Here is a 22,120-nt window from a genome sequence, read left to right as displayed (position 1 = left end):
ATAGCATGGGGCATGTGACGCACGGCTCAGAGTGGCCGCACCCAGAACAGCTCATGGCGACGCACCGCCTTGCGGAAGAACTCGTCCTCGCCGGTGGCAGGCCAGCGACGCCCGGCCAAGGCAAACTGGATCAACCGACGCAGGCGCTTCTTCAGTGGCAAGGGGCCTTGCAGATCATGCTGCAGCCCCAGCGCCATGGCCTTGTCCAGTTGCCGCTCGGCATCCAACGTCGGGCTCCACAGGCGATCAGCCGGCAAAGGCGTGAGCGCCGGCGGCAGAGCGATGCCACAGCCCGCCGGGCCCATGGGCCAGCGGTCGTTGTCATGCAGGTGATTGGCGTAGAGCAACAGGGTCTGCGGCTGCCAGCCGCTGCGTTCACAAGCCTCGAGCAGGGCACGGGTGCTGGCGACATGGTCGTGGTGCGGGTCGAGCTGCGGGTGCGGCGTCACCAGCACCTCGGGGCGGTAATGCTCGATCACGGCGGCCAGGTCGGCGATCAGGTTGTCCCAGGTCGGCAGTCCGTCGGCATCGGCCGGCAGGCTCAGGGGATTGTGGCGACGCACGTTACGCACATCGCACTCGCCCGACTCTCGGGAGCCAAATGCGGTTTGCGGCTGCTCAGCCATGGCTGGCAGTTGCAGACAGTAATAGCCCAGTTGCACACAGCATTGCTGCGATACGCCACCCCAGAGCGGCGCGGCCAGGCTGTCCCAGGCGCGCAGCCGGCCTTTCAGACGGGCGGCAGCGGCCTTGTCCAGGCCCAGACGCTGGTAATGCTCGGCCTCGATCTCACCCTGAGTGAGGGTGACGATGGCCGTCTCGGACGAGCGGCTGTACTGACCAAAGGCCGCCAGCTCGGCATCGTCGGCATGCGGCGCGATGATCAGCATGCGCTGCGCGGCGAAATCAGGATTGTGCATGGCATGCAGGCGCAAGTCGCCATGGATGCGGCAGAAACGCGGCACGATGCGCAAACCATTGGCCTGCTGCCCGGACAGATTGAGGTAACGCCGCCCGTCTACACCGCGCTCGAAATCCTGCCGATCCTCACCGATACGCACATGCGGGTCGAGCCAGCGCCCCAGCCAGGTGGCCTTGAGCCGCAGTTCGAGAATCAGGGTGTCGTAGCCATCCAACTCGGCCTCGACCTGCAGCACCCCCTGCTCGATACGCGCCGGCAGGCTGAGGCAGTCATCGGAGAAGTCGTAGCGGTAATCGTCGCGCGGCGAATAGAACAGGTGGTCGGCGAACCAGGCCTCATGCGCCACCCAGCCCAGTACCAGGAGCAACGGCGGCAGCCACCAGGCAACGAGCACACCCAGCGCCACCAGCACCAGCAGGGCCAACAGCAGAGCGATGCGCTTGTTGCGCCGGTGGCGCTTGAGCAGTTGTTGCTTGCGTCCGTTCATGTGCTCACACCTGATAGACCGGCACCCGGTTGCACCAGCGGTCCTTGTATTCGCGGTCGGCCCGGCCGAAGGAATAGCGCAGCGGCTTGCCCAGCGCCCGGGCGTGCGCCCATTCGCTCTGGGTGTTGACGAAGCTGAGCACGCTGCCGGGGCTGAATTCGCGCTGCTGTGGGTCGACCCCGCCGTTGATGTACTCCAGGCTGATCCATTGCGGCGCCTCGACCCGATAGAGCACCTGGATCGCCACCGGCTCATCGTTCAGATAGATCAGCGAGCCGGTCATGAACTCGCGTAGACGGCCGAACACCTCGGCCAGATACGCCTTGCCAGTGGCCTCGAAGCCCCAGCGACGTTGGAACAGATCGGCGTAGATGCGCGCCTGCTCCTCGGGCGCCAGTTCCAGCATCGGCCGGATCACCCCGCCTACCTCTTCCAGCAAGCGCTGTTCGCGGCGCTGGTTGTAGCGAAACTTCTTGCTGTACTGCTCCGGCTCGCGGGCCAATGCCAGCCCCTCGGGCTGCTCGCGGGTACCCATGAGCTGGGCAGCATTGAGTTCGGAGAGATAGCGGGCGCGATGGCGCAGCGGCACACGTACCTCGGCGGAAAGCGGCAGGATGATCTCGGCATTGCCCAGGTCGAACAGGCCACGCTTGCCCTGCTGCTTGAGCACATCCTTGGACAGGGCCAGGTGCCGCCCCCAGGTCGGGATCGCAGCTTGCAGCTCGCCATCAACTTGCCAACCCAGGTAGCGCACCGGGATAGCGGCCAGGTCAGCCAGGCGCGCAACCACCTCGGGATGAGTGGCGACGCTGCCACCGAAACGCGCCCAGGCCTCGGCATAGTCGCTGGCGGATATCGGCACCCAGCCACGCTCACGCCAGCATTGCAGACGACTCAGCATCAGGCGTCCTGCTCGACCACGATGGACTCGTCGCCTTCCTCGAACTGCTTGGCATGCAGCCGCGCATAGTAGCCGTTCTGCGCCAGCAGTTCGGCATGGTTGCCTCGCTCGACGATCTGCCCCTGATCCATCACCAGGATCAGATCGGCTTTCTCGATGGTGGTCAGGCGGTGCGCGATCACCAGCGTGGTACGCCCCTGCATCACCTGATCCAGCGCCGCCTGGATATGCCGCTCGGACTCGGTATCCAGTGCCGAAGTAGCTTCGTCGAGAATCAGTACGGGCGCATCCTTGAGCAGCGCGCGGGCAATGGCCAGACGCTGGCGTTGACCGCCGGAGAGCAACACGCCGTTCTCGCCCACCAGGGTGTCGTAGCCCTGCGGCATCCTCTCGATGAACTCGGCGGCATAGGCATCGGCGGCAGCCTGCTGCACGGCTTCGAGCGGCGCATCAGCCAGGTCGCCGTAGGCGATATTGTTGCGCACGCTGTCATTGAACAGCGTGACGTGTTGAGTCACCAGGGCGATATGGCGGCGCAAGTTACGCAGGGTGTAATCCTCGACATCCACGCCATCGAGCAGGATCTGCCCCTGCTCATGGTGGTAGAAACGCGGGATCAGGTTGGCCAGTGTCGACTTGCCGCTGCCGGAACGACCGACCAGCGCCACCATCTGCCCTGGCTCGGCGACGAAGGAAATATCGTTCAGCACCGGCTTTTCCGAACCGGGATAGCTGAAGCTCAGATCCCGCACCTCCAGTCGGCCATTGATGCGCTCGCGTTCCTGAGTACCGTTATCCACTTCAGGCGCTTCATCGAGCTGCTCGAAAATGCTCTCGGCACCAGCAAGGCCCTTCTGGATGGTGGAACTGACTTCGGACAACTGGCGAATCGGCTTGGGCAGCAGGCCGGCCAGGGTGATATAGGCCACCAGATCACCCGCCGAGGCATCACCCCGCAGCCACAGCACGAGGAACATCAGCACAGCCATAGCGCTGTAAATCACCAATTGCAGCGAAGGCGTGTACACCGCACCGGTGCGCACCATCTTCAACTGCTTGTTCTTGTTCTCCTCGCTGGCGTCGAAGAAACGCTGCTTCTCGTAGTCTTCCCCACCGAAACTGCGTACCACGCGATAACCCTGGATACTCTCGGACGTAACGTGGGTAACATCACCCATGCTGGTCTGGATCTTCTTGCTCTGCTTGCGGAATTTCTTGCTGGTACTCGTGACCATCAAGCCGATGATCGGCAGAATCGCCAGCATCACCAGGGTCAGCTTCCAGTTCATCCACAGCAGCGTGGCGAAGAGGAATACCACCGTCATGCCCTCACGCACCACCACCTTGATGGCATCGGTCGCGGCGCCGGTGACCATGGTCACGTTATAGGTGATACGCGAGATCAGGTGGCCGGAGTTGTGGTTGTCGAAGTAGCGATTGGGGAGGGTCAGCAGGTTGTTGAACAGCGCGATACGCAGATCCTGCACCAACCCCATGGAGACCTTGGCCAGATAGTAGTTACCAAGGAACGAACCGATGCCCTGCCATAGGGCGATCAGCACGATCAGCAGTGGCACGGCCTGCAGCAGCTTGAGGTGCGCCAGCCAGGGGGCGTGCTCCAGCAACCATGGCACGCCCGCGAACAGGCTGGCCTCTGGGTTGGACAGGCCATCGACGAAGTACTTGAGGATGTAGCCCAGCATCGGCTGGGTGGAGGCGAAGATCAGGAAGCCAAGGAGACTGATGGTGAACAGGCCCCAATAAGGAACCACGTAGCGCAGCAATCGCAGATACACCTTCAGACTGGATTGCTGGTTGGAATTGGCCATTCGGCTTGCCTCATGCGCTGGCAGGGTTAGCAAGAGGCGGATTGTACCAGCACTGTCGAGTTAAACACTCACGACGCCCTTGGAAGTTTTGGTAGCCACCGGGCAGTCAGGATCATCGCAACGCAGAAATGAAATCATTTAGCCACTACAATGCACGATCTTGCCACCGTGAGCGGCGGAAGACGAAAAACTCCCGCTCTATAAGCAATGCATTACGCAACGAAATCCTGTAGCGGCCTGGATACACGGCTTAATTCTGGAGCGATATGAACAACCGCCCCCAACTCGTCTACCTCGCCTTTGGTGCCGAGATTTATCAGCTCGAGGCCATATTCAGCCTTGTCTCTGCACTATCTCGAAGCTCAACCCGCGGATGGGACATACAAGTTTTCACGGATGCTCCAGAGCGATATGTCGGCCTACCCGTGAAAACGCAGATCATCGATGAGCAATGGGCTGGCCCCCATCGTTACCACTTTCGCATCAAGCATGCAGTGCTGCGCGAGGTGTTACGTCATCACGAGATTGCAGCCCTGGTAGATACTGATACTTTCTTTCACCACTGCGTCGACGATCTCTTTACACGAATCAGACCTGGACATTTGCTGTGCAACAGCATTGGTCAGCGCCTCATCGACAGCGATCATCCGCAGACATTCAAGGATGCTATCGCGCGGCAAGGGCTCCTGAGCCAATCGCTACGCCAGACCAATTCTGGGGTGATAGGACTGCATAAAACCGATGCTCATATACTTGAACACTCGATACGACTGATGGACGAACTCCACGAAGAAGCGGGCGAAGTCTATACCTTTGAGGAGATATGCCTCGCTCTGGCGGCGCATGAGAAGGTCCGGCTACGCGAGTGTCCAGATTTGCTGCACCATTACTGGAGCCGCAAGGCGCAGTTCAGAGCCAAGATAATGGCCTGGCACGACAAGCACGGTCAGGCGCCATTGAGCAGCCAGGCACTCAAGGATAGCACCTCTATCAAGGCGCACCTGCCTCGCCCACCATTGCCATTGCGCAGCCTGCAGAAGTTCTTCACTCTGGCTGCACCGGCAGAGCAGCGTCAGTTCATGCGAGAAGTGCTCTACGGCTGCTACCGATACCCTAACGAATTTGATCGTGCCTGCTCGGCGGTATGGTGGGAAAAAGCTCTGGAGAATACAGAGCGACGCCTGAGCCGCCGACTCGATGCTGCCACCTTAAATCTATGGCTGAACCAGCCGATTTTGCGTACTCTGGCGGGCCAATTTCATCAAGACCTCAAACAACACCTCGGCAATTTGCGCGCGACAGCCATGAACTCTGATGCCTGAAGAGCGCGCCTAGCACCAAGGTGCAGTATTCCCCCGACATGACCACGCCCATCGTAAAGCCGATATCGCAAGCCATCATCGATAAGCTCGTGGCCAACGCCAGAAGCATTGAAGAGGATAGCTATGGAACCAAGGTCTATCTCCTTGAGAATGGCGACTACCTGAAACTGTTCAGGCGCAAGCGCCTCCTGTCTTCTGCGTTATTGACGCCCTACTCGGTGCGTTTCTGGCGAAATGCTGAACAGCTCCATCGGCGTGGCATACCAACGGTAGTCCCCCTGGAACTCTTCAAGCTCCCCAAAGCAGGATGGACTGCCATTCGCTATCGGGCCCTGGCCGGCACGACACTCAGCTCGTTGTATGAAAGAGAGCAACGAATCAGCACCTCTCTCCTGGAGCAACTCGCTGAGCTTTTTAGAACGCTGCATCGAATGGGTATCTACTTCCGCTCGATGCATCTGGGCAATATCGTGCTGACACCGGACAATCAATTAGGCCTAATCGATATCGCCGACCTGAGTTTTCAGTCACGCCCCCTTTCACGCCATAAGGCCCGAAGGAACCTGGCCCACTTCGAGCGCTATCTAAAGCACAAAGGTCTTATGGCCGAATTCCCCTTCAAGACGCTACATGAAAAGGTCATGGCTCCTTAACCAGCAGCCACAGTCTCTTTCTTCGTTGCCTTGTGCTTAATAGAAACCTTACGTAACACGGCAAGATGGATTGCAATAGGTATCCATATCAGGAACCAGTGTTCCTTGGGTCGCGACATGAATGAGGAGCCCTCGGTCATTCCAGCGACAAATCCGTACATCAAAAGAGTGGAGCTTATCAGCACCAGTCCAGAGCGCCTCATCTTCCACGACTGCAAGAACCCATATAGATAAATCGCTAGCCACATCAGCCCACCAAACAATCCTGTTTGGTAAATCACTCCCAAGGTCAGGTTGTGTGGATCCGCCAGCAGCCGATTCAGCCCTGGAACAAAGATGTCGATACTCGTATCGTAACCATGGCCAAACCAGAGTGCAGGCATGATCTGGCGCCAGGTTTCAGCCCAGATCAGCGGCCGATAAGAAAGTCCTCGGGCAAGTAACTCGGCCCCAAAGAACCATAATCCGAGCCCAGTGCTTATGGCAGCAAGCATGAGCAGCCAAACAATACGCCGATCCGCAACCATGACCACCAACCAGACGAAACAGACGCCTAAGGCCATGAAGGGTGTTCGTGAGCCGGTAAAAAATAACAAAAGCACCAGAGTCATGAGCATGATCAACTTACCAGCCCATACCCTTGAAGAACTCATGAAAGCTGCCAGCCACAAGGCGGCAAAAAAACCATAGACATGCGAGGTCAGCAGAGGGTTGTACAACGCCCCGAATCCTTCCAGCCGTGATGGCGGCCCACTAACCTTGAAATAGAGGATCATGGTTATGACCGCAGACAATGCAGCAGCGACACCGGCAAGACCAACGACTTGAATGAGCCGCCGCATATCGTGCTCGGCCAACGCCGCCACCGCCAATATCAACATGACGATATAAAGCGGATGCTTGATCTTCGAGAAATCGATCTTCCCCACTGCCCATGCAAGAGACAGGATAACGTAGGCAGAGAAGATCAAGACCAACAAAAACAGAGGCTCTCGCCGCAAAAATGTGAATCGCGCGGTACAGGTGGCCAGAACTACCAACGTGGGAAAAGCCAGAGAGGCATAATAGAGCTTGTGATACAGAGAGCGATCACCCACCCAGAACATACCCGTTAGAAACAGCACGAGCGCCACTGGCAACCAGTAGCGAACATAGCCTCCATATAGTCTTTCACGCCACATCAACCAGTTCCCACAACAAAATCACACGAAGACCCATCAAGAAAACAACAAACGGCCAATACCGCGCAGCACCTTGGCATTCCAACTACGCAAGGGTAACTCACCTAATAATTCACGTGCCAGTTCCTTATCACGCCCAGCAGACTTCAAGAACATAGAGCACAAGTATTTTTCCTTGACTTGCTCATAAGCGGGATGATCCGAGAAAACCTCATAGGTCTTCAGCATGTTTTCCACCATGAAGCGCAAGCGCTTGTAGGTATTGCTTTCGTGCTTCCTGTAGTCAGCCAAAACATCCGGAAGAATATCGATATAATATCCAGCCCTGAGAACGCTCAGACAGATATAAACGTCCTCGAGACGAATCTCAGGATTGAACCCCCCGACGGCCGCCAACGCCTCACGCCTGAACATCAAGGTCGCAGCTTGCGGGCCCGGCTTGAGATCAAGGAAAAGATCATCGAAATCCAGACGCCGAAAAGGCAAATGACGCTGTTTTTGCTCTTTCTCAGGAAGAGGTTTTCCATTGCTGTCGATAATATCGATGTTGGCCGAGCAGATACCCACCTCAGGCTTGCCCTGCATGTATTCGGCCTGAACGGCAAGCCGCTGAGGACGCATGATATCATCGGAGCCAAAAGGAACGATAAGACTCCCTTTGCTCCGTGCGATGGCCGCATTGAGTGTTCGGCTCAGACCGCAGTTCTGCTGAATCTGAAAGTCAAAAGCATACTCCGCCTGCAAGCGGGTGATGCACTCGACACTATCATCACTGGAACCATCATCGATGACCAGCAGCTCAAAATTCGAGTATGTCTGCTGCATGACACTACGAATGCTGGCCTCTATGTAAGGAGCATGATTATAGGATGCAATAATCACGGAAATGAGCGGTAAAGAATCCTCCTCACCAATACATTTCTCTTCATTAACTTCTTTCACCAACACTCACCTTGAAGAATAAGAGCCATCTCGCATCACTGGCCATTCAAAAAGTTCTGATAGAACTGAGAAGCTGCCTCGCTCAAAGACCAAACCACGCCAGCCAGCTCGCCCTACGCTGAGGGGCTCGAGGCGCTGCGCGCATAGCGTCAGCTATTTGCTGACCAATACGATTGAAGGCATATTTTTCTTCGACCAGAAGCCGCCCAGCCTGGGCGATACGCTGTGCCCGCTCAGGCTCAGCTCTCAGCAGGGCCAGTTTTTCCCTCAGCTCAGCCACCGTTCGATACAGAACCAGATTGTGCATATCCACGAAACCCAGTGCCGAGTTCTCGACCTCACCCTGGTCATAAGCCAGCAGCACACAACCACAGGCCATCGCCTCGAAGTTCTTGATCATGTATTCGCCCATTCCCACGTCTGCACTGACGAAAAAACGAATACGGTTGAGAGTCTCGCAGTACTCCTCACCTGAATTGGTCTTGGTCACGAGCAGGTTCTCATGGCGTCCCAACTCGTCGAGCAATGCCTTGCGCCCACTGTAGGCCACGCTCTTGGTGCTGCCAACGAAGGCCAGCTCGATATCACGCTCTCGCCCTTGGTAAGAGAGCAAGGCCTGGTCGTAGCCCTTGGGCACGAAGCATGCATCGAAGCCCTCGTCACGCAGACGCTGGCTGACCTGAGCACCAGAGCTGATGATGCGCACCCAGGGCATGCGCCGGTAATGCGCACTGAACTTTCCCGTGTACTTGCACGGGATATAGTTCTGATAGGCGTCATGCTCCAAAATCATCAGGTTGGGCAAAGTGCGAATGAAACGCCATTGACGCATCTCTTTCTTGAAGCGCAGAAAGAAAAGAATTCTGTCGTAGCGAGACAGATCGACATGATCGCGGAAATAACGCTTCAGATTGGCCTGTTCATCGCTGCTTAGCCAGCGAATGTCGCAACTCTCGCACGCCTCGGCAATGCCTTCATACAACCGATCCAGTATCGCTCGCTGCTCGGCCTGAACCAGAAAAAGCACCTTCACAGGGTCACCTCGAAAACGGCACTAGGAAGAATCACGGGATGTGACCTGTAGCTGACTCGCCCAGCAACTTGGCCAGACGTTGCTTCTGCTGCCGGGTCAGCACCCTACTCCAAGGCTGTATGCTCAGGCTTTCACCCTCGGGAATGGCCTTTCGCCGCAACTCCTGTGCATAGCCCTGACCACAAGCCTTGGCATAAGGATCAGCGCATAGCACCGTTGCGTAATATGCCAACTTGGCATGTGAACGCATCCGAGAGGAGAGAAAGACACTACGCAAACGAAAGTTCAGACGGTGCCACCAGACAGGCCTGGGTTTATCCGTTGGAACCTCTCGAACGGCCTCTATGGCTTGCGCAGAGAAACTCTCACCATGACGCAGAAAGAATGCAGCGACCATATGACGCCAGTAGTTCTTTCCAGAGAAGTAGTGCTTGATTACCCCACGGGACTCCGCTGGCCGCCCGAGGTGCCTGGCAGCGACGCTCACGGCGAACTGCTCGATGATATGAATCTTGGGAACCATCGGGTGCATGATGTCGATGAGGTTCAGCGTTTCATCCATTAGCTGAGAGGCATCACCCTGAAAGCCCAGAACCCCGGAGTTGATCAGCAACATTCGCTGATCGATGCCGTGCTGTTCGGCCAAGTAAGGCGCGAGCACCGTATGCAGTTCATCGCCTTCGTACTCCTTCCAGACGCCCTCGATTTCATCGACCAGCCAAGGCGCCTTTGCAAGACGCTCGAAAAGTTTCACCGGCGAGGCCAGGAAAAAGGTATCCGTGTCGATGAAAATGCTTTGCTCGGCATACTGCAACGCATCGCGGATAGCTGCAGCCTTGCGCCTGTGCAGATAGGTCGCAGGCCCTGTCCAAGCCCTCAAGATCTGATCATCGAGCGTGATCACATCGACCGGCCAACCGATGAATTGCGCCGGCTCATCGGTGTAGAGCAGGATGCGAGGGCAAGCGCCCTGCGCATGGTGCAATGCAGAAAGAATGCTGTATTTGGCCTCCTGGTGATACTCGACCTTGCCGCCGTAGACCAGATAGACCAGTTGCCTTGATACGCGCTCAGGCATCACGACACCCTCGACTGCATGAAGCGCACCATCGGCAGCGACCAGAAACGGGCATAGGCGCCTGCATCGCTGAAACGGGCCTGCACACTCTGCATACTCGGTTGAGTATCTGCATTGGCTACGCTCAGCAGACAAACACAGAGCGCCGCATCATCGGCAAAGGCAAACAAAGCATCAGCCTTATCCACCACCTCTGGTGCCCCACCACAATCGCTGCAGATCACCGGCACCCCTGCCGCCATCGCCTCCAACAGCACCATGCCAAACGGCTCATGATCAGAGGTCAGGGCAAACACATCGAACGCCTTGAAGTAGCGACGCGCATGCGGCACCTGGCCGAGAAAGCGCACCGACTCGCTAATGCCCAACTCCACCGCCAGAGCCTTGAGTTGCGCCTCCAGGCGACCACTGCCCATGATCGCCAGCAGACTCCCGGCTGGCAGTTGCGGCAGGGCCTGGGCGAAGCCGCGAATCAGCGTGGCCTGATCCTTGTCCGGGTGTAGACGGCCAACGTTGCCGACCACCCAGGCATCCTGCGGCAGCCCTAGATGCTCGCGCGCAGCCTCGCGGGATACCTGCTCGGCCTGCACGGCCTCGACATCGATGCGGTTGTACAGGGTCTCGATACGCTCGGCCGGCCAACTAGGCAGACAGGCGCGCATATCGTCACGCACTGCATTGGACACCCCAAGCAGCGCCAGGCGCTTGCGGAAAAAATTGGCGAACAGTTGGCGGGAACGGCGCTTGTAGTCGCCGAAAGCATGATGCACGCCGATCACCGGCAGATCGCTGCCCAGCAAGGCGACGTAGATCGGCTTGAAGCGGTGGGCGATGCACAGGGCGAAGTCGCGCGAGGCGGCGATCCGGCGGAAATCGCGGACGGCCCCCAGTTTCAGGCCGCGTACCTGGGCGCTGGAATAATCGAGGAAGATCACCTCGTCGGAAGCCGAGCCACGCTCGACCTCCGCCGACGGCTTACCCGTCAGGTAGACGGTGCAGACCTTGTAAGGCGTGCCCTTGAACAGCACGGCGTACTGCCGCGCGCAGTCCAGAAAGGGGCCGTCGTAGCCGTGGCAGAACTGCAGCACCCAGCGCTGCGCCTGGCCAGCGGCCTGCTCAGACGCCGTCATACCAGTCCTTGCCGTCCTTGACCACGAGGATGTCTTCCATGATCAGGTACTGCAGATCCGAGCCGTAGAACATGTTCAGCGCATCGGTGGGCGAGCAGATCATCGGCTCGCCGCGGCGGTTGAGCGAGGTGTTCAGCGACACGCCATTGCCGGTGAGCTTCTCCAGTTCCAGCATCAGGTCGTACCAGCGCGGGTTGTACTGGCGCTCCAGCACCTGGGCGCGCGAGGTGCCATCCTCGTGCACCACTTCGCCGACGCGCTCCTTCCACTCCTCGTTCACCTCGAAGGTGAAGGTCATGAACGGGCTCGGGTGATCCACCTTGAGCATCTTCGGCGCCACGGTGTCGAGCATGGACGGGCAGAAGGGTCTCCAGCGTTCGCGGAACTTGATCTGCTCGTTGATGCGGTCGGCCACACCCGGCACGCTCGGGCAGCCGATGATGGAACGGCCACCCAGGGCACGCGGGCCGAACTCCATGCGTCCCTGGAACCAGGCCACCGGGTTGCCGTCGACCATGATCCTGGCGATGCGCTCGGCCGTGTTGTCGATGCGTTTGAACACCGGTTTGTTCGGGTGTTTGGCGCAGGCAGCGATGACCTCCTCGTTGCTGTACGAGGGGCCGAGGTAGACGTGCTCCATCTTCTCCACCGGTACGCCGCGCTGGTGCGAGACGTAGGCGGCGGCGCCAACCGCTGTGCCGGCGTCGCCGGAGGCCGGCTGCACGAACAGCTCCTTGACGTCATCGCGGGCGATGATCTTCTGGTTGAGTTTGACGTTCAGCGCGCAACCGCCGGCGAAGGCGATCTTGCCGGTTTCCTTGAGGATGTCGCCGAGGTAGTACTCCATCATCTGCAGCGCCAGCTTCTCGAACAGCGCCTGCATGCTGGCCGCGTAATGGATATAGGGGTCGTCGGCGATGTCACCCTCGCGCTTCGGCCCCAGCCACTCGATCAGCTTGGGCGAGAAGTAGTAACCCTTGCCGTTTTCCTTGTAGCGACGGAAACCGATGACATTGGCGTACTCGGTGTTGATGATCAGCTCGCCGTTCTCGAACTTGGCCAGGCGCGAGAAATCGTACTTGGCGGCATCACCATAGGGCGCCATGCCCATGACCTTGAACTCGCCGTCGAGCATCTCGAAGCCCAGGTATTCGGTGATCGCACCGTACAGGCCACCGAGCGAATCCGGGTCGTAGAACTCCTTGATCTTGTGGATCTTGCCGTTCTCACCCCAGCCGAAGAAAGTGGTGGCGTACTCGCCCTTGCCGTCGATACCAAGGATCGCGGTCTTTTCCTTGAATCCCGAGCAGTGATAGGCGCTGGAGGCGTGCGCCAAGTGGTGTTCGACCGGCTCGATCTTGACCTTCTTCAGGTCGAAACCGAGTTGCACCAGGCACCACTCGATACGCTTCTTGTAGCGCTTGTAGCGACGATTGCCGAACAGGATGGCATCCAGGGCACGATCCGGCGCATAGGCGTAGCGCTTGGCGTACTGCCAGCGAGCCTTCTCGAAAATGCTGATGGGGGCGAAGGGAATGGCCACCACATCGACGTCCGCCGGCTTGATGCCCGCCTGCTCCAGGCAGAACTTGGCCGATTCGTAGGGCATGCGGTTCTTCGCGTGCTTGTCGCGCACGAAGCGCTCCTCTTCCACCGCCGCGATCAGCTTGCCGTCGATATAGAGCGCGGCGGACGGATCGTGACTGAGGGCGCCGGACAGGCCGAGAATGGTCAGTGCCACAGGTTTGAGCCTCTAATTCGGGCAGGTGCCGGGCACCTGCGGTAAACGTTGGTCGAGCAACTGGTGCAAGGCGCAGTCCGCCGGCCAGTTGCGCAGAAAACGGGCACGGTCGCGGGCATAGGCCCGGGCGAAACTGCGCGCACTGCGATGCTGGCGCATGGCATCCAGATCGATCAGCGACCAGGCGCCCTGCGCATCATCCCAGAACAGGTTGTGCCCCTTGAAATCACCATGGCTGATGCGTTCACGCAACAGGGCTGCGAACAGACGATCCAGCGCCAGCAGTTCGTTTTCCGGGGGCATTGCCTGCTTGTATGCTTCAAAACGCGCGATTATATCCTGCCCGCCGCAATAGTCGGTAATCAGGTAGGCGCGACCGCGCAGCCAGCACCAGCGCCGCTCGATCACGGCCAGCGGCGTCGGCGTGGCGATGCCCAGCAGTTGCAGGCGATTGCCCTCGAGCCAGCTATGCCAGGCGCGGCTCGGCCGCCAGAAGCGCTTGAGCCAATGCAGCCAGTTCTTCACGTTATAGCGCTTGATCACCAGCGGCCGGCCGTCGAGCTCGACCCGCGCAACAGTAGCGGCGCCACCGGTCTTGTAGATATGTCCGGCGTCGATCCGGGCGTCCAGGTCAGCCAACAACGGTTGCAAGGCCGGCTCGGCCTCGCGGCGTACTACGCGCAGGCCGAAGGCACCGATACGTGCGGCGAACAGGCTGCAGTCTCGTGCCGCCTTTTTCAGGTAGTCGCGCAGGCGCCAGCGCCGCACCTTGGCTATCTCGGCCTGGAGCATCTCCAACGGCAAGGCATGCTCGCCGTTGGCCAGTAAATAGTGGATCAGCAGCTCTTCAAGAACGGCATCCAGCTCGGCCGGTAGCTGGGCGAAGAAGACCCCGAGATTCTCCAGCACCTTTGCCCGCGACAGCGGCTGCCCAGGTGTTTCGCAGCGCACACCACCACCGTCGATCAGGCAGAGGTGGCCGTCATGCCGCAGCAGGTTGTCCAGATGCAGGTCGGCCTGCCACAGACCCTGAGCATGCATCTGCCCGATGGCGCCCAGTGCCTCGGCCAGCACCGCCTGCTGGGCATCGCTCAACAGCGGCTCGCGCGCTGCCTGACGCCAGGCATCCCAGAGGCTCTGCGCACCTTCCAGATAGTCGAACAGCAACCAACCGCCCTGACCCGCGACAAAGCCCTGCGCCAGCAGCTCGGGTGTGGTTAGCCCCTGACCGGCCAGCAGCTCGGCGCCCTCCAGCTCGCGCTGATAGTGACGCTGCGCCTTGCTGCCCACCAGCAACTTGGCCAGCACCTGACGCTCCCGCCAGTGAGCCAGCGCGACATAACGCTGCCCAGGCAGCACACGCAGCAGGCGCTCCAGCACCAGCGTTTCGCCGGCGATATCCAGCGTCAGTGGTAGCGCGGGTGCGCGCCCAGCCTGGCTCAGCTCGCTCAAGCCCATCAACGTGCCTCCTTGTAACGCTGGCGTGCACCGAGCAGACGCCACCAGGTGTCGACATCCCCCGCACTGCCCAGATAGGCCGCCAACAGTTCACGTACCTCGGCCTCGTTCCAGACCCTGGCGCGGCGCAACAGCGGTTCGAGATCCTTGATACGGTCACGTTGTCCCAGCAGCAGCGGGCGAGTCTTCTCCAGATCGATCAGTTTCGCCTCGAAATGGCCATCCTGCTCACGGAGAAAGATGTGCTTGGGATAGAAGCAGCCATGCATCTGCCCGGCTCGATGCAGACAGCGCGCAAGCTCACCACAGGCACGCAGGATGGCCAGACGCCTGGCGCCATCGAGGCCAGACCATTGCATCAGCCAGTGTTCGAGCTCCAGCCAGCCATCCAGCGCGCGCGTGAGCAGCACCGCGCGCCGCTCGCCCGGCAGGCGGCGTTGGGCAAAGAAGGCGGCCTGCAAGGCGGGTATGGCCAGGTCGGCATAACGGCGGATATTGCGAAACTCGCGGGCGAAGGTGGGCTCACCGAAGGGGTGTAGCAGACTGCGGGTCAGGTGATTGCTCTGCCGCTTGAGGTAGAAGGCGCGCTCGCCCAGCTCCAGGCGATACACCGTGCTCCAGCCACCACGCTCGGTATTGGGCTCGTCCACCGCCTCCAGCTTCAGCGCCCACAGCGCGTCGAAACTGGCCAGGCCGTGACGCTCGAGCAGAGCGCGATCCTGCGCCGCGATGAAGTCGCTCATTCGCGGCCCTCGAAGAACTTGAGAATTTGCCGCACACGCCGCTTGTCGCCCTCACTCAGGCGCCGGCGCCCTCGATACTGCAGATAGAAGCGCAGGCGCTGCGTGCGCGACAGATGATACTTGGCCACCTTGTCCAGGCAGGCCAGATCCTTGACGATGCGGTAACGCAGCAACGGCCCCCACCAGAAACTACCAGTGGGGCAATCGATGAAGAACAGCTCGGCGTTGTCGTTGACCAGCAGATTGCGCCACTTGAGGTCGTTATGGGTGAAGTGGTGATCGTGCAGGGTACGGGTGCCATCGGCCAGTTGCTGGCTGATCCGGTCGACCCAACGCGCATCGGCCAGGCGCGTGTCGCGCCTGTTCGCCATCTCCGCCAGATCCAGCGTGCCCTGGAGTTCGCGGGTCACCAACGCCCCCCGCACGAACGCGCCAACCTTGCGCTCGAGCCCATAGGCCACTATCGGCGCAGTGGGGATGCCCCACTTGGCGAACAACTTGAGATTCTGCCACTCGGCCTTGACCCTGGGCCGCCCGAGATAGCGTCGCAAGCCCTTGCCTGCCCCCCAATAGCGCTTGACGTAATAACGCACACCCTGGATATCAACCCGAATAACCTCGGACAGAGGGTCGGATGTCAAGCGCTCACCCTCGAGGGCGAACACCGCCTCGAGCGTACCGAACGCCTTGAGCAACTGCGGATCCTGCAGCTCTTGCCGCCAGGCCGTCATGCCTGTCTTCCTTTCCAGTTCGGCAAGGCCTGTACGATCCGGCGTAGCGGAATGAAAGGACGCCACACCGTCTTGCCGAGCCACTTGAAACTCAGCACCGGGTTGATCACGCAATTGAGTTCATTGAACCCCGGGCGCCAGGTGAAATCGCTACGACGCCGGGTCACTGTGAAGGTGCGCAGCCCCATGAGAGAGCCGAGATGACCACCGCCGGAGTCGTTGCTGACGACCACCGAGCAGGTGCGCAGAAAGTCGATCAGCCCTTTCAGATCGCTGAATGCATGCACTGGATAACCGGGATACTCGTCACTCAACATTTGCTGTTCAGACGGAATACCGACGAATTCGACCAACCACCCCCTGGCAACGAGACGACGCGCCAGACGGCGAAACCCGGAGGGTGAATAGTTCTTGCTGGCATGGGGCGTCGTCGGAAAGATGGCCACACGTCGATCTGCGTCATTGGCCAGCGCAGGTAATGCCTGCAAGCCTGCAACAGGCTGCGCCGCATCGAGCCCCAGCACCTCCTGCGCGTACAGGTCGATCCACTGCACCATGGTCTTGCCGGCCTTGGGGTCACGACAGATCACATTATGTGCTCCAGCGATCTCACGCCCCTGCAGCGAAACGGGCTGCTGCTCGGGCTTGAACCCGCGTGGCAGCTTCTTGCCCGCCAAATAAGCCACATTGCTCAACGGCGCCTCGACCTGCCAGTCGATGGCGCAGATCACCAGATCACTGCACGCTGCCAGCCCCATCACATCGGGAGTACCGCCCACTATAGCCAGGCCCGGCAAATAGTCGCGCACCGATGCCAACGAGACCGAAGCCAGGGTGACCTGCGCGCCGGCAGCTTGCAGGCGCCAGGCAAGGCGCAGGAACAGCGTGGTATCCCCGAGCGCCGGGCAAGGGACGAGCGCGATCTTCATACCCGGGATGATCAATGTCTTGTTCTCCGACATCTACAGTCGATCTCCATAACGCTGCTTACGCTCATACAGTTTCGCCGCCTTGCGCTCCAGCCAGGCCAGCAGGCTTGCCTCTTCGCGCAGCACCTGGCGCAGGGGGCGATGGAAGTAGATGCGCAGGAAGCGCAGCTTGTCGCGACGGGTCAGGCCGATGTCCAGTGCCGAGAAATACAGCGCGGCCAGATCCTTGTCGCGCCAGCGGCGGGGCACTGCGTCGCGCACCTGGGCGCGGTGTAGATCGATGACCGACAGGCGCAGGTCGCTGGCCTGGATCGGTCGGTCGGTGTGCAGGAGGAAGTGGCAGATATAGCAGTCGCGGTGATTGACCCCAGCCCGGTGCATACCGCCGGTCATTTGCGCCACGCGCTCGATCAACGCCCACTTGAGCGCAGGCTTGGGCGGCTGCTGCGCCCAGTTCAGGCTGAGCTGCTCCAGATCCACGGTCGGCGCCAACTCTTCGGTGACGATGAAGGAGTGCTGCTGCGCCGGATTGCTGCCACGCTCACCATAGGCCACCGCGGTCATGGTCGGCACACCGGCCTCGGTCAGACGCTGAATGGCCTGCCATTCCTGCCCTGCCCCCAAGACGGGTGCCTTGGCGCTGAGCAGGTTCTTGACGATCTCGCCCCAGCCGATACCGCGATGGATCTTGACGAAATAGCCGCGCCCGTCGACCTCGGTGCGCAGGGTGCGGCGACCCTCCAGCTCACGGTAGACCTGGCCTTCGAGCGCCTCGACGGCCTCGAAGGCATCGCGGTTCGCCCACAGGCTCTTGAAGGGCTCGGCAAGGATCAGCTTCACGCGTGCTTCTCCGCGAGGATCACGTCGGCAGCCTTCTTCGGCATTGAATACAGGTCGGCACTGTCGGCATAGGCGAGGCCGTTGCGCCCCCAGAACGCACGACGTTGGGGGTCGGCAAGCATATCGGCCAGGGTGCGGTTGAGCTGCTCCTGCGCGAAGGGGCTGGGCACGACCCGGCCGCAGTCGGCATCGGCGATGTAATGGGCGTAGCCGCAGACATCGGTGACCAGCACCGGCAGGCCAGATACCAGCGCCTCCAGCAGTACGGTGCCGGTGTTCTCGTTGTAGGCAGGATGGATCAGCAGGTCGGCGCCGAGCAGAAAGCGTGGGATATCGCTGCGCCCCTTGAGAATCTGCACCTGATCCGACAGCCCCAGTGCCTTGACCTGCAACAGGAAGGGTTTGGGATCGTCCTGGCCAATGGCGATCAGGCGCGTGCGCTTGCGCAACTCACGCGGCAAGGACGCCAGCGCCTTGAGGCTGCGATCCAGGCCCTTGGTCTTGAAACCGGAGCCGATCTGCACCAGCAGGAGATCATCCTCGCCCAGCTCGAACTCGCGACGGAATTCGGCACGAATCTCGGCAGCATTGGCCGGCGCACGGCGATCCTGGGCAATGCCTGGCGGCAGCAGGTGGAAACGCTGCAACGGGGTCTTGTAGTGCTTGATGAACAACGGCTGCTGCACCTCGGAGATCATCAGAATCTCGGTCTTCGAGTCCGGGGCGAACACCGCGCGCTCGTACTCGGCAAAATGCTTGTAGCGGCCCCAGCGGCGATAGATCGGGTTGCGCAGGGTCTGCGCCTTGTCCTCGAAACAGCCATCGGCGGCGTAGTAGAAGTCCAGCCCCGGCATCTTGTTGAAGCCGATCACCCGGTCGACCGGGTCGCGCGCCAGATCGGCCTGCAGCCAGGCCGTGAATTTCTCGTTGCGGCGATGGTTGAACAGCGCCCGCACCGGCGCCACGCGCACGTCGAAGCCACCGGGGTTTTCCCCTTCCCAGATCGGTGTGTAGACGCGGATGGCATGGCCACGCGCCTGGCACTCCAGGGCGATGCGCATGAAATCGCGCTGCAGCCCGCCGAACGGGAAGTACTTGTAGAGAACGAAGGCCAGTTGCATAGCCGCTCCTTAAAGGGTGCCGGGAGGCGCCAACAGCAGCGCCTCCAGTTCCAGGCCGACGCGCTCGGCGCCGAGGCCATCGAAGCAGGGCTTGTCACGGTCACCGCTGCCGGCGTTCGGACCACTGGCGCACAGGTGAATCTGGCTACGGCCGTAGGCGCCCACCTTGCCAGGCAGGGTCGGGCCGTAGAGAGAGATGTTCGGCACATCCAGCGCAGCAGCCAGATGGCCGAGGCCGGTATCGACAGAGACGCAGGCACTGGCCCCGGCGATCACCTTGGCCACACCGGCCAGGTTCAGCTTCGGCAGCACCGCGGCATGTGTCAGGCCGGCAGCGATGCGCTCGGCGCGAGCCTTTTCCGTCTCGTTGCCCCAGGGCAGGCGTACGGCCCAACCCAGCTCGTCCATGCGCTCGGCCAGGGCACGCCAGTCGGCTTCCGGCCAGTGCTTGCTGGCCCAGGTGGTGCCATGCAGGAACACCAGATAGGGCTGCGCCGTCGCGTCCATCATTGCCGCACGGTTCAGCCCATAATCACCAGTGCCGGACGGCAGGGAGTAATCCAGCGCCTGAGCGAACAACTGGCGCACCCGCTCCAGCGCGTGCTGATCCTTAGGCACCGCGTAGCAGCGGTCATAGAAGCGACTGGCCAGCGGCTCGCGGGCCGAGTCGCGATCCAGCCCGGCCACCGGCGCCGACACATAGCGCGTCAGCCAGGCGCTCTTGAGCAGGCCCTGAGCATCGATCACCAGGTCGTAGCGAGTTTCCCGCAGGCGCTTCTTGAAGCGCGCCCACTCACCACTGCGCCAGGTACGCAACGGATGCTTGCGCCAACGGCGAATAGCCACGGGAATCACTTGGGACACCGCCGGGTGCCAGGCCGGAATCTCGGCGAAGCCTTCCTCCACCACCCAGTCGAAGCGGATGCCAGGGATGGCGCGCGCCGCATCGGTCAACGCCGGCAGGGTATGCACCACGTCGCCGAGCGACGAGGTCTTGATGATCAGCACCCGCAAAGTCAGTCGTCCTCGGCCAGGATCAGGGCATCGCCAACCAGCCGCTCCAGCGCCTCGATCACCGGCTGCGGCTTCAGTTCACGCAGGCAGTTGTAATGCCCGTAACGGCAGGTGCGCTCGAAGCAGGGACTGCATTCCAGGCCCAGGCGGACGATTTCGACGCGATCAGCCAACGGCGGGGTGAAGCCCGGCGAGGTAGAGCCGTAGACCGCCACCAGCGGACGATTCAACGCCGCTGCCACATGCATCAGGCCAGAATCGTTGGACACCACCGCAGTAGCCGCCGACATCAGGTCGATCGCCTCGGCCAGACTGGTCTGCCCGGAGAGGTTGCTGACCTCCTCGCGCAGGCCCGGGATCAGGCGCAGGCGGATATCCTCGCCGCCGGCATGGTCGTTCTTCGAGCCGAACAGCCAGACCTGCCAGCCCTCGCGAATCTTGGCCTCGGCTACCTTGGCGTAATGCTCGGCCGGCCAGCGCTTGGCCTCGCCGAACTCGGCGCCCGGGCACAGCGCCAGCACCGGGCGATCCAGTTGCAGGTCGAACTTGGCCAGCGCAGCGTCACGGCTGGCCTCGTCGATCTGCAGGCGCGGCTGTGGATAAGGTTGCGGCAAAATCGCCCCAGGCTCGAAGGCCAGCGCCATGAAACGCTCGATCATCAGCGGGTAGCGCGCCTTGTCCAGGGTACGGATGTCATTGAGCAGGCCATAGCGCATCTCGCCCTTCCAGCCGGTGCGCTGGGGGATGCCAGCGAACCAGGGCACCAGGGCGGACTTGAGCGAGTTGGGCAGCAGGATGGCCTGGTCGTACTGGCCGACCAGCGACTTGCCGATGCGTCGGCGCGTGGCCAGGTCGAGCACGCCATGGCCCAACGGCAGGCTCAGCGCGGCGCGCACTTCGGGCATGCGTTCGAGGAGCGGCCGACTCCAGTCCGGGGCCAGCACGTCGATCTCGCACGCGGGGTGGCGTTGCTTCAGGCACTGGAACAGGGTCTGCGCCATCACCATGTCGCCTACCCAGCTCGGCCCAACGATCAGTATCTTCATCAAGGACAACCTCAAACGCCAAACCACAAGCTGCAAGCCACAGCAGCTCGGGCCACTTGAAGCTTGTTGCTTGAGGCTTGCGGCTTATTTAACCGGCGTACGCCATTCGGCGTGCGCGCTGGTCTTGCCGGTGACCAGGTCGAAATAGGCCTTCTGCAGCTTCTCGGTGACCGGGCCACGGCGGCCGGCACCGATCCGACGACCGTCGACTTCGCGGATCGGCGTAACTTCGGCGGCGGTACCTGTGAAGAAGGCCTCGTCGGCGATATACACCTCGTCGCGGGTAATGCGCTTCTCCACCACTTTGATACCGTGCTCGGCAGCCAGGGTCAGCACGGTGCTGCGGGTGATGCCATTGAGGCAGGAGGTCACTTCCGGGGTGTACACCACGCCGTCCTTGACCAGGAAGATGTTCTCACCCGAGCCCTCGGCCACGTAGCCTTCCGGATCCAGCAGCATGGCCTCGTCGGCGCCGCCGGAGATGGCTTCCTGCAAGGCCAGCATGGAGTTGATGTAGTTGCCGTTGGCCTTGGCGCGAGTCATGGCAATGTTGACGTGGTGGCGGGTATAGGAGCTGGTGCGCACCTTGATACCGGCTTCCAGCGCCTCTTCACCCATGTAGGCACCCCAGTGCCAGGCGGCGACGATCACGTGCACCTTCAGCCCGGCAGCGCGCAGGCCCATGCCTTCGCTGCCGAAGAACACCATCGGGCGCAGGTAGGCGCTTTCCAGGCCATTTTCACGCACGGCGGCGCGCTGTGCTTCGTTGATCTCGTCCTTGGAGAAGGGGATCTGCATGTTGAAGATGTGCGCGGAGTCGAACAGGCGGTCGGTGTGCGCCTGCAGGCGGAAGATCGAGGTGCCGTCCGGGGTGTTGTAGGCCCGCACGCCCTCGAACACGCCCATGCCGTAGTGCAGGGTGTGGGTCAGCACATGGGTGGTCGCATCGCGCCACGGTACCAGTTCGCCGTCGTACCAGATCACGCCATCACGGTCGGACATCGACATCTTGCCTGCTC

Annotated in this window: 20 protein-coding genes; 2 read left to right on the top strand and 18 right to left on the bottom strand. The window is 60.8% G+C overall.

Features of this window, described 5'->3' with window-relative positions; genetic code table 11:
• Positions 1 to 26: 26 nt before the first annotated feature.
• Genes OU800_RS02755 through msbA form a run of 3 tightly spaced genes read right to left on the bottom strand, consistent with a single transcriptional unit; the run spans position 27 to position 4,139 of the window.
• Complete coding sequence (locus tag OU800_RS02755) at positions 27 to 1,409, bottom strand: PIG-L deacetylase family protein (protein WP_268181002.1); 1,383 nt, start codon at positions 1,407 to 1,409, stop codon at positions 27 to 29.
• A gap of 4 nt (positions 1,410 to 1,413) precedes the next feature.
• Complete coding sequence (locus OU800_RS02750) at positions 1,414 to 2,310, bottom strand: GNAT family N-acetyltransferase (protein ID WP_268181000.1); 897 nt, start codon at positions 2,308 to 2,310, stop codon at positions 1,414 to 1,416.
• Entirely contained in the window at positions 2,310 to 4,139 is a 1,830-nt protein-coding gene (msbA, locus tag OU800_RS02745; RefSeq protein ID WP_268180999.1) for a lipid A export permease/ATP-binding protein MsbA, read from the bottom strand. Before msbA ends, OU800_RS02750 begins: the two co-directional genes overlap by 1 nt.
• 266 nt (positions 4,140 to 4,405) lie before the next feature.
• Here msbA and OU800_RS02740 point away from each other — a divergent pair, with 266 nt between their 5' ends.
• A complete protein-coding gene (locus tag OU800_RS02740) occupies positions 4,406 to 5,461 on the top strand; it encodes a hypothetical protein (RefSeq protein ID WP_268180997.1) in 1,056 nt (351 codons plus the stop codon).
• Positions 5,462 to 5,499: 38 nt separating this feature from the next.
• The gene (locus tag OU800_RS02735) at positions 5,500 to 6,114 is read left to right on the top strand and encodes a lipopolysaccharide kinase InaA family protein (RefSeq protein WP_268180996.1); all 615 of its coding nucleotides are present in this window, start codon (positions 5,500 to 5,502) and stop codon (positions 6,112 to 6,114) included.
• Here OU800_RS02735 and OU800_RS02730 read toward each other — a convergent pair.
• The 15 genes from OU800_RS02730 to OU800_RS02660 all read right to left on the bottom strand — a co-directional run bounded on the left by OU800_RS02730 (position 6,111) and on the right by OU800_RS02660 (position 22,109).
• Complete coding sequence (locus tag OU800_RS02730; protein WP_268180995.1) at positions 6,111 to 7,295, bottom strand: O-antigen ligase family protein; 1,185 nt, start codon at positions 7,293 to 7,295, stop codon at positions 6,111 to 6,113. The two genes, OU800_RS02735 and OU800_RS02730, sit on opposite strands and share 4 nt — an antisense overlap.
• 36 nt (positions 7,296 to 7,331) lie before the next feature.
• Complete coding sequence (locus OU800_RS02725) at positions 7,332 to 8,237, bottom strand: glycosyltransferase family 2 protein (RefSeq protein ID WP_330221400.1); 906 nt, start codon at positions 8,235 to 8,237, stop codon at positions 7,332 to 7,334.
• An 82-nt stretch (positions 8,238 to 8,319) separates the two neighbouring features.
• Positions 8,320 to 9,270 carry a glycosyltransferase gene (locus OU800_RS02720; protein WP_268180994.1) on the bottom strand — a complete coding sequence of 317 codons (951 nt, stop codon included), beginning with the start codon at positions 9,268 to 9,270 and terminating at the stop codon, positions 8,320 to 8,322.
• A gap of 31 nt (positions 9,271 to 9,301) precedes the next feature.
• Entirely contained in the window at positions 9,302 to 10,348 is a 1,047-nt protein-coding gene (locus tag OU800_RS02715) for a hypothetical protein (protein ID WP_268180993.1), read from the bottom strand.
• Positions 10,348 to 11,478 (bottom strand): glycosyltransferase, encoded by a 1,131-nt coding sequence (locus OU800_RS02710; protein WP_268180992.1) that lies wholly within the window; start codon positions 11,476 to 11,478, stop codon positions 10,348 to 10,350. Before OU800_RS02710 ends, OU800_RS02715 begins: the two co-directional genes overlap by 1 nt.
• Positions 11,465 to 13,219 (bottom strand): carbamoyltransferase family protein, encoded by a 1,755-nt coding sequence (locus OU800_RS02705; RefSeq protein WP_268180991.1) that lies wholly within the window; start codon positions 13,217 to 13,219, stop codon positions 11,465 to 11,467. The genes OU800_RS02710 and OU800_RS02705 overlap by 14 nt, the downstream gene beginning before the upstream one ends.
• 12 nt (positions 13,220 to 13,231) lie before the next feature.
• The gene (locus tag OU800_RS02700) at positions 13,232 to 14,677 is read right to left on the bottom strand and encodes a lipopolysaccharide kinase InaA family protein (protein WP_268180990.1); all 1,446 of its coding nucleotides are present in this window, start codon (positions 14,675 to 14,677) and stop codon (positions 13,232 to 13,234) included.
• Positions 14,677 to 15,420 carry a lipopolysaccharide kinase InaA family protein gene (locus OU800_RS02695; RefSeq protein WP_268180988.1) on the bottom strand — a complete coding sequence of 248 codons (744 nt, stop codon included), beginning with the start codon at positions 15,418 to 15,420 and terminating at the stop codon, positions 14,677 to 14,679. Before OU800_RS02695 ends, OU800_RS02700 begins: the two co-directional genes overlap by 1 nt.
• On the bottom strand, positions 15,417 to 16,151 hold the full coding sequence (locus tag OU800_RS02690; RefSeq protein ID WP_268180986.1) for a lipopolysaccharide kinase InaA family protein: 735 nt from the start codon (positions 16,149 to 16,151) through the stop codon (positions 15,417 to 15,419). The genes OU800_RS02695 and OU800_RS02690 overlap by 4 nt, the downstream gene beginning before the upstream one ends.
• Positions 16,148 to 17,113 carry a glycosyltransferase family 9 protein gene (locus OU800_RS02685; protein ID WP_268180984.1) on the bottom strand — a complete coding sequence of 322 codons (966 nt, stop codon included), beginning with the start codon at positions 17,111 to 17,113 and terminating at the stop codon, positions 16,148 to 16,150. The genes OU800_RS02690 and OU800_RS02685 overlap by 4 nt, the downstream gene beginning before the upstream one ends.
• On the bottom strand, positions 17,114 to 17,920 hold the full coding sequence (gene rfaP, locus OU800_RS02680; protein WP_268180982.1) for a lipopolysaccharide core heptose(I) kinase RfaP: 807 nt from the start codon (positions 17,918 to 17,920) through the stop codon (positions 17,114 to 17,116).
• Positions 17,917 to 19,041: a glycosyltransferase family 4 protein gene (locus tag OU800_RS02675; protein ID WP_268180980.1), complete on the bottom strand. Its 1,125-nt coding sequence runs from the start codon at positions 19,039 to 19,041 to the stop codon at positions 17,917 to 17,919. Before OU800_RS02675 ends, rfaP begins: the two co-directional genes overlap by 4 nt.
• A 9-nt stretch (positions 19,042 to 19,050) precedes the next feature.
• Positions 19,051 to 20,055, bottom strand: a complete 1,005-nt coding sequence (gene waaC / locus OU800_RS02670; protein ID WP_268180978.1) for a lipopolysaccharide heptosyltransferase I — start codon at positions 20,053 to 20,055, stop codon at positions 19,051 to 19,053.
• A gap of 2 nt (positions 20,056 to 20,057) precedes the next feature.
• Positions 20,058 to 21,101 carry a lipopolysaccharide heptosyltransferase II gene (gene waaF, locus OU800_RS02665; RefSeq protein WP_268180976.1) on the bottom strand — a complete coding sequence of 348 codons (1,044 nt, stop codon included), beginning with the start codon at positions 21,099 to 21,101 and terminating at the stop codon, positions 20,058 to 20,060.
• Between the two features lie 84 nt (positions 21,102 to 21,185).
• Positions 21,186 to 22,109 (bottom strand): branched-chain amino acid transaminase, encoded by a 924-nt coding sequence (locus tag OU800_RS02660; RefSeq protein ID WP_268180975.1) that lies wholly within the window; start codon positions 22,107 to 22,109, stop codon positions 21,186 to 21,188.
• Between the last annotated feature and the right edge of the window lie 11 nt (positions 22,110 to 22,120).

It is taken from the genome of Pseudomonas sp. GOM7, assembly GCF_026723825.1.
Taxonomy (GTDB): domain Bacteria; phylum Pseudomonadota; class Gammaproteobacteria; order Pseudomonadales; family Pseudomonadaceae; genus Aquipseudomonas.
The sequence above is the reverse complement of the archived record's forward strand: the minus strand, read 5'-3'. Positions and strand labels throughout refer to the sequence as shown.

Bases quoted from the DNA above. Each gene is read 5' to 3' on its own strand.
- OU800_RS02700 (WP_268180990.1), bottom strand. From the start codon at position 14,677: ATGGGCTTGAGCGAGCTGAGCCAGGCTGGGCGCGCACCCGCGCTACCA.
- OU800_RS02740 (WP_268180997.1), top strand. From the start codon at position 4,406: ATGAACAACCGCCCCCAACTCGTCTACCTCGCCTTTGGTGCCGAGATT.
- OU800_RS02730 (WP_268180995.1), bottom strand. From the start codon at position 7,295: ATGTGGCGTGAAAGACTATATGGAGGCTATGTTCGCTACTGGTTGCCA.
- OU800_RS02695 (WP_268180988.1), bottom strand. From the start codon at position 15,420: ATGAGCGACTTCATCGCGGCGCAGGATCGCGCTCTGCTCGAGCGTCAC.
- OU800_RS02690 (WP_268180986.1), bottom strand. From the start codon at position 16,151: ATGACGGCCTGGCGGCAAGAGCTGCAGGATCCGCAGTTGCTCAAGGCG.
- OU800_RS02735 (WP_268180996.1), top strand. From the start codon at position 5,500: ATGACCACGCCCATCGTAAAGCCGATATCGCAAGCCATCATCGATAAG.
- OU800_RS02710 (WP_268180992.1), bottom strand. From the start codon at position 11,478: ATGACGGCGTCTGAGCAGGCCGCTGGCCAGGCGCAGCGCTGGGTGCTG.
- OU800_RS02660 (WP_268180975.1), bottom strand. From the start codon at position 22,109: ATGTCGATGTCCGACCGTGATGGCGTGATCTGGTACGACGGCGAACTG.
- OU800_RS02675 (WP_268180980.1), bottom strand. From the start codon at position 19,041: ATGCAACTGGCCTTCGTTCTCTACAAGTACTTCCCGTTCGGCGGGCTG.
- msbA (WP_268180999.1), bottom strand. From the start codon at position 4,139: ATGGCCAATTCCAACCAGCAATCCAGTCTGAAGGTGTATCTGCGATTG.
- OU800_RS02685 (WP_268180984.1), bottom strand. From the start codon at position 17,113: ATGTCGGAGAACAAGACATTGATCATCCCGGGTATGAAGATCGCGCTC.
- OU800_RS02715 (WP_268180993.1), bottom strand. From the start codon at position 10,348: ATGCCTGAGCGCGTATCAAGGCAACTGGTCTATCTGGTCTACGGCGGC.
- waaF (WP_268180976.1), bottom strand. From the start codon at position 21,101: ATGAAGATACTGATCGTTGGGCCGAGCTGGGTAGGCGACATGGTGATG.
- OU800_RS02755 (WP_268181002.1), bottom strand. From the start codon at position 1,409: ATGAACGGACGCAAGCAACAACTGCTCAAGCGCCACCGGCGCAACAAG.
- OU800_RS02750 (WP_268181000.1), bottom strand. From the start codon at position 2,310: ATGCTGAGTCGTCTGCAATGCTGGCGTGAGCGTGGCTGGGTGCCGATA.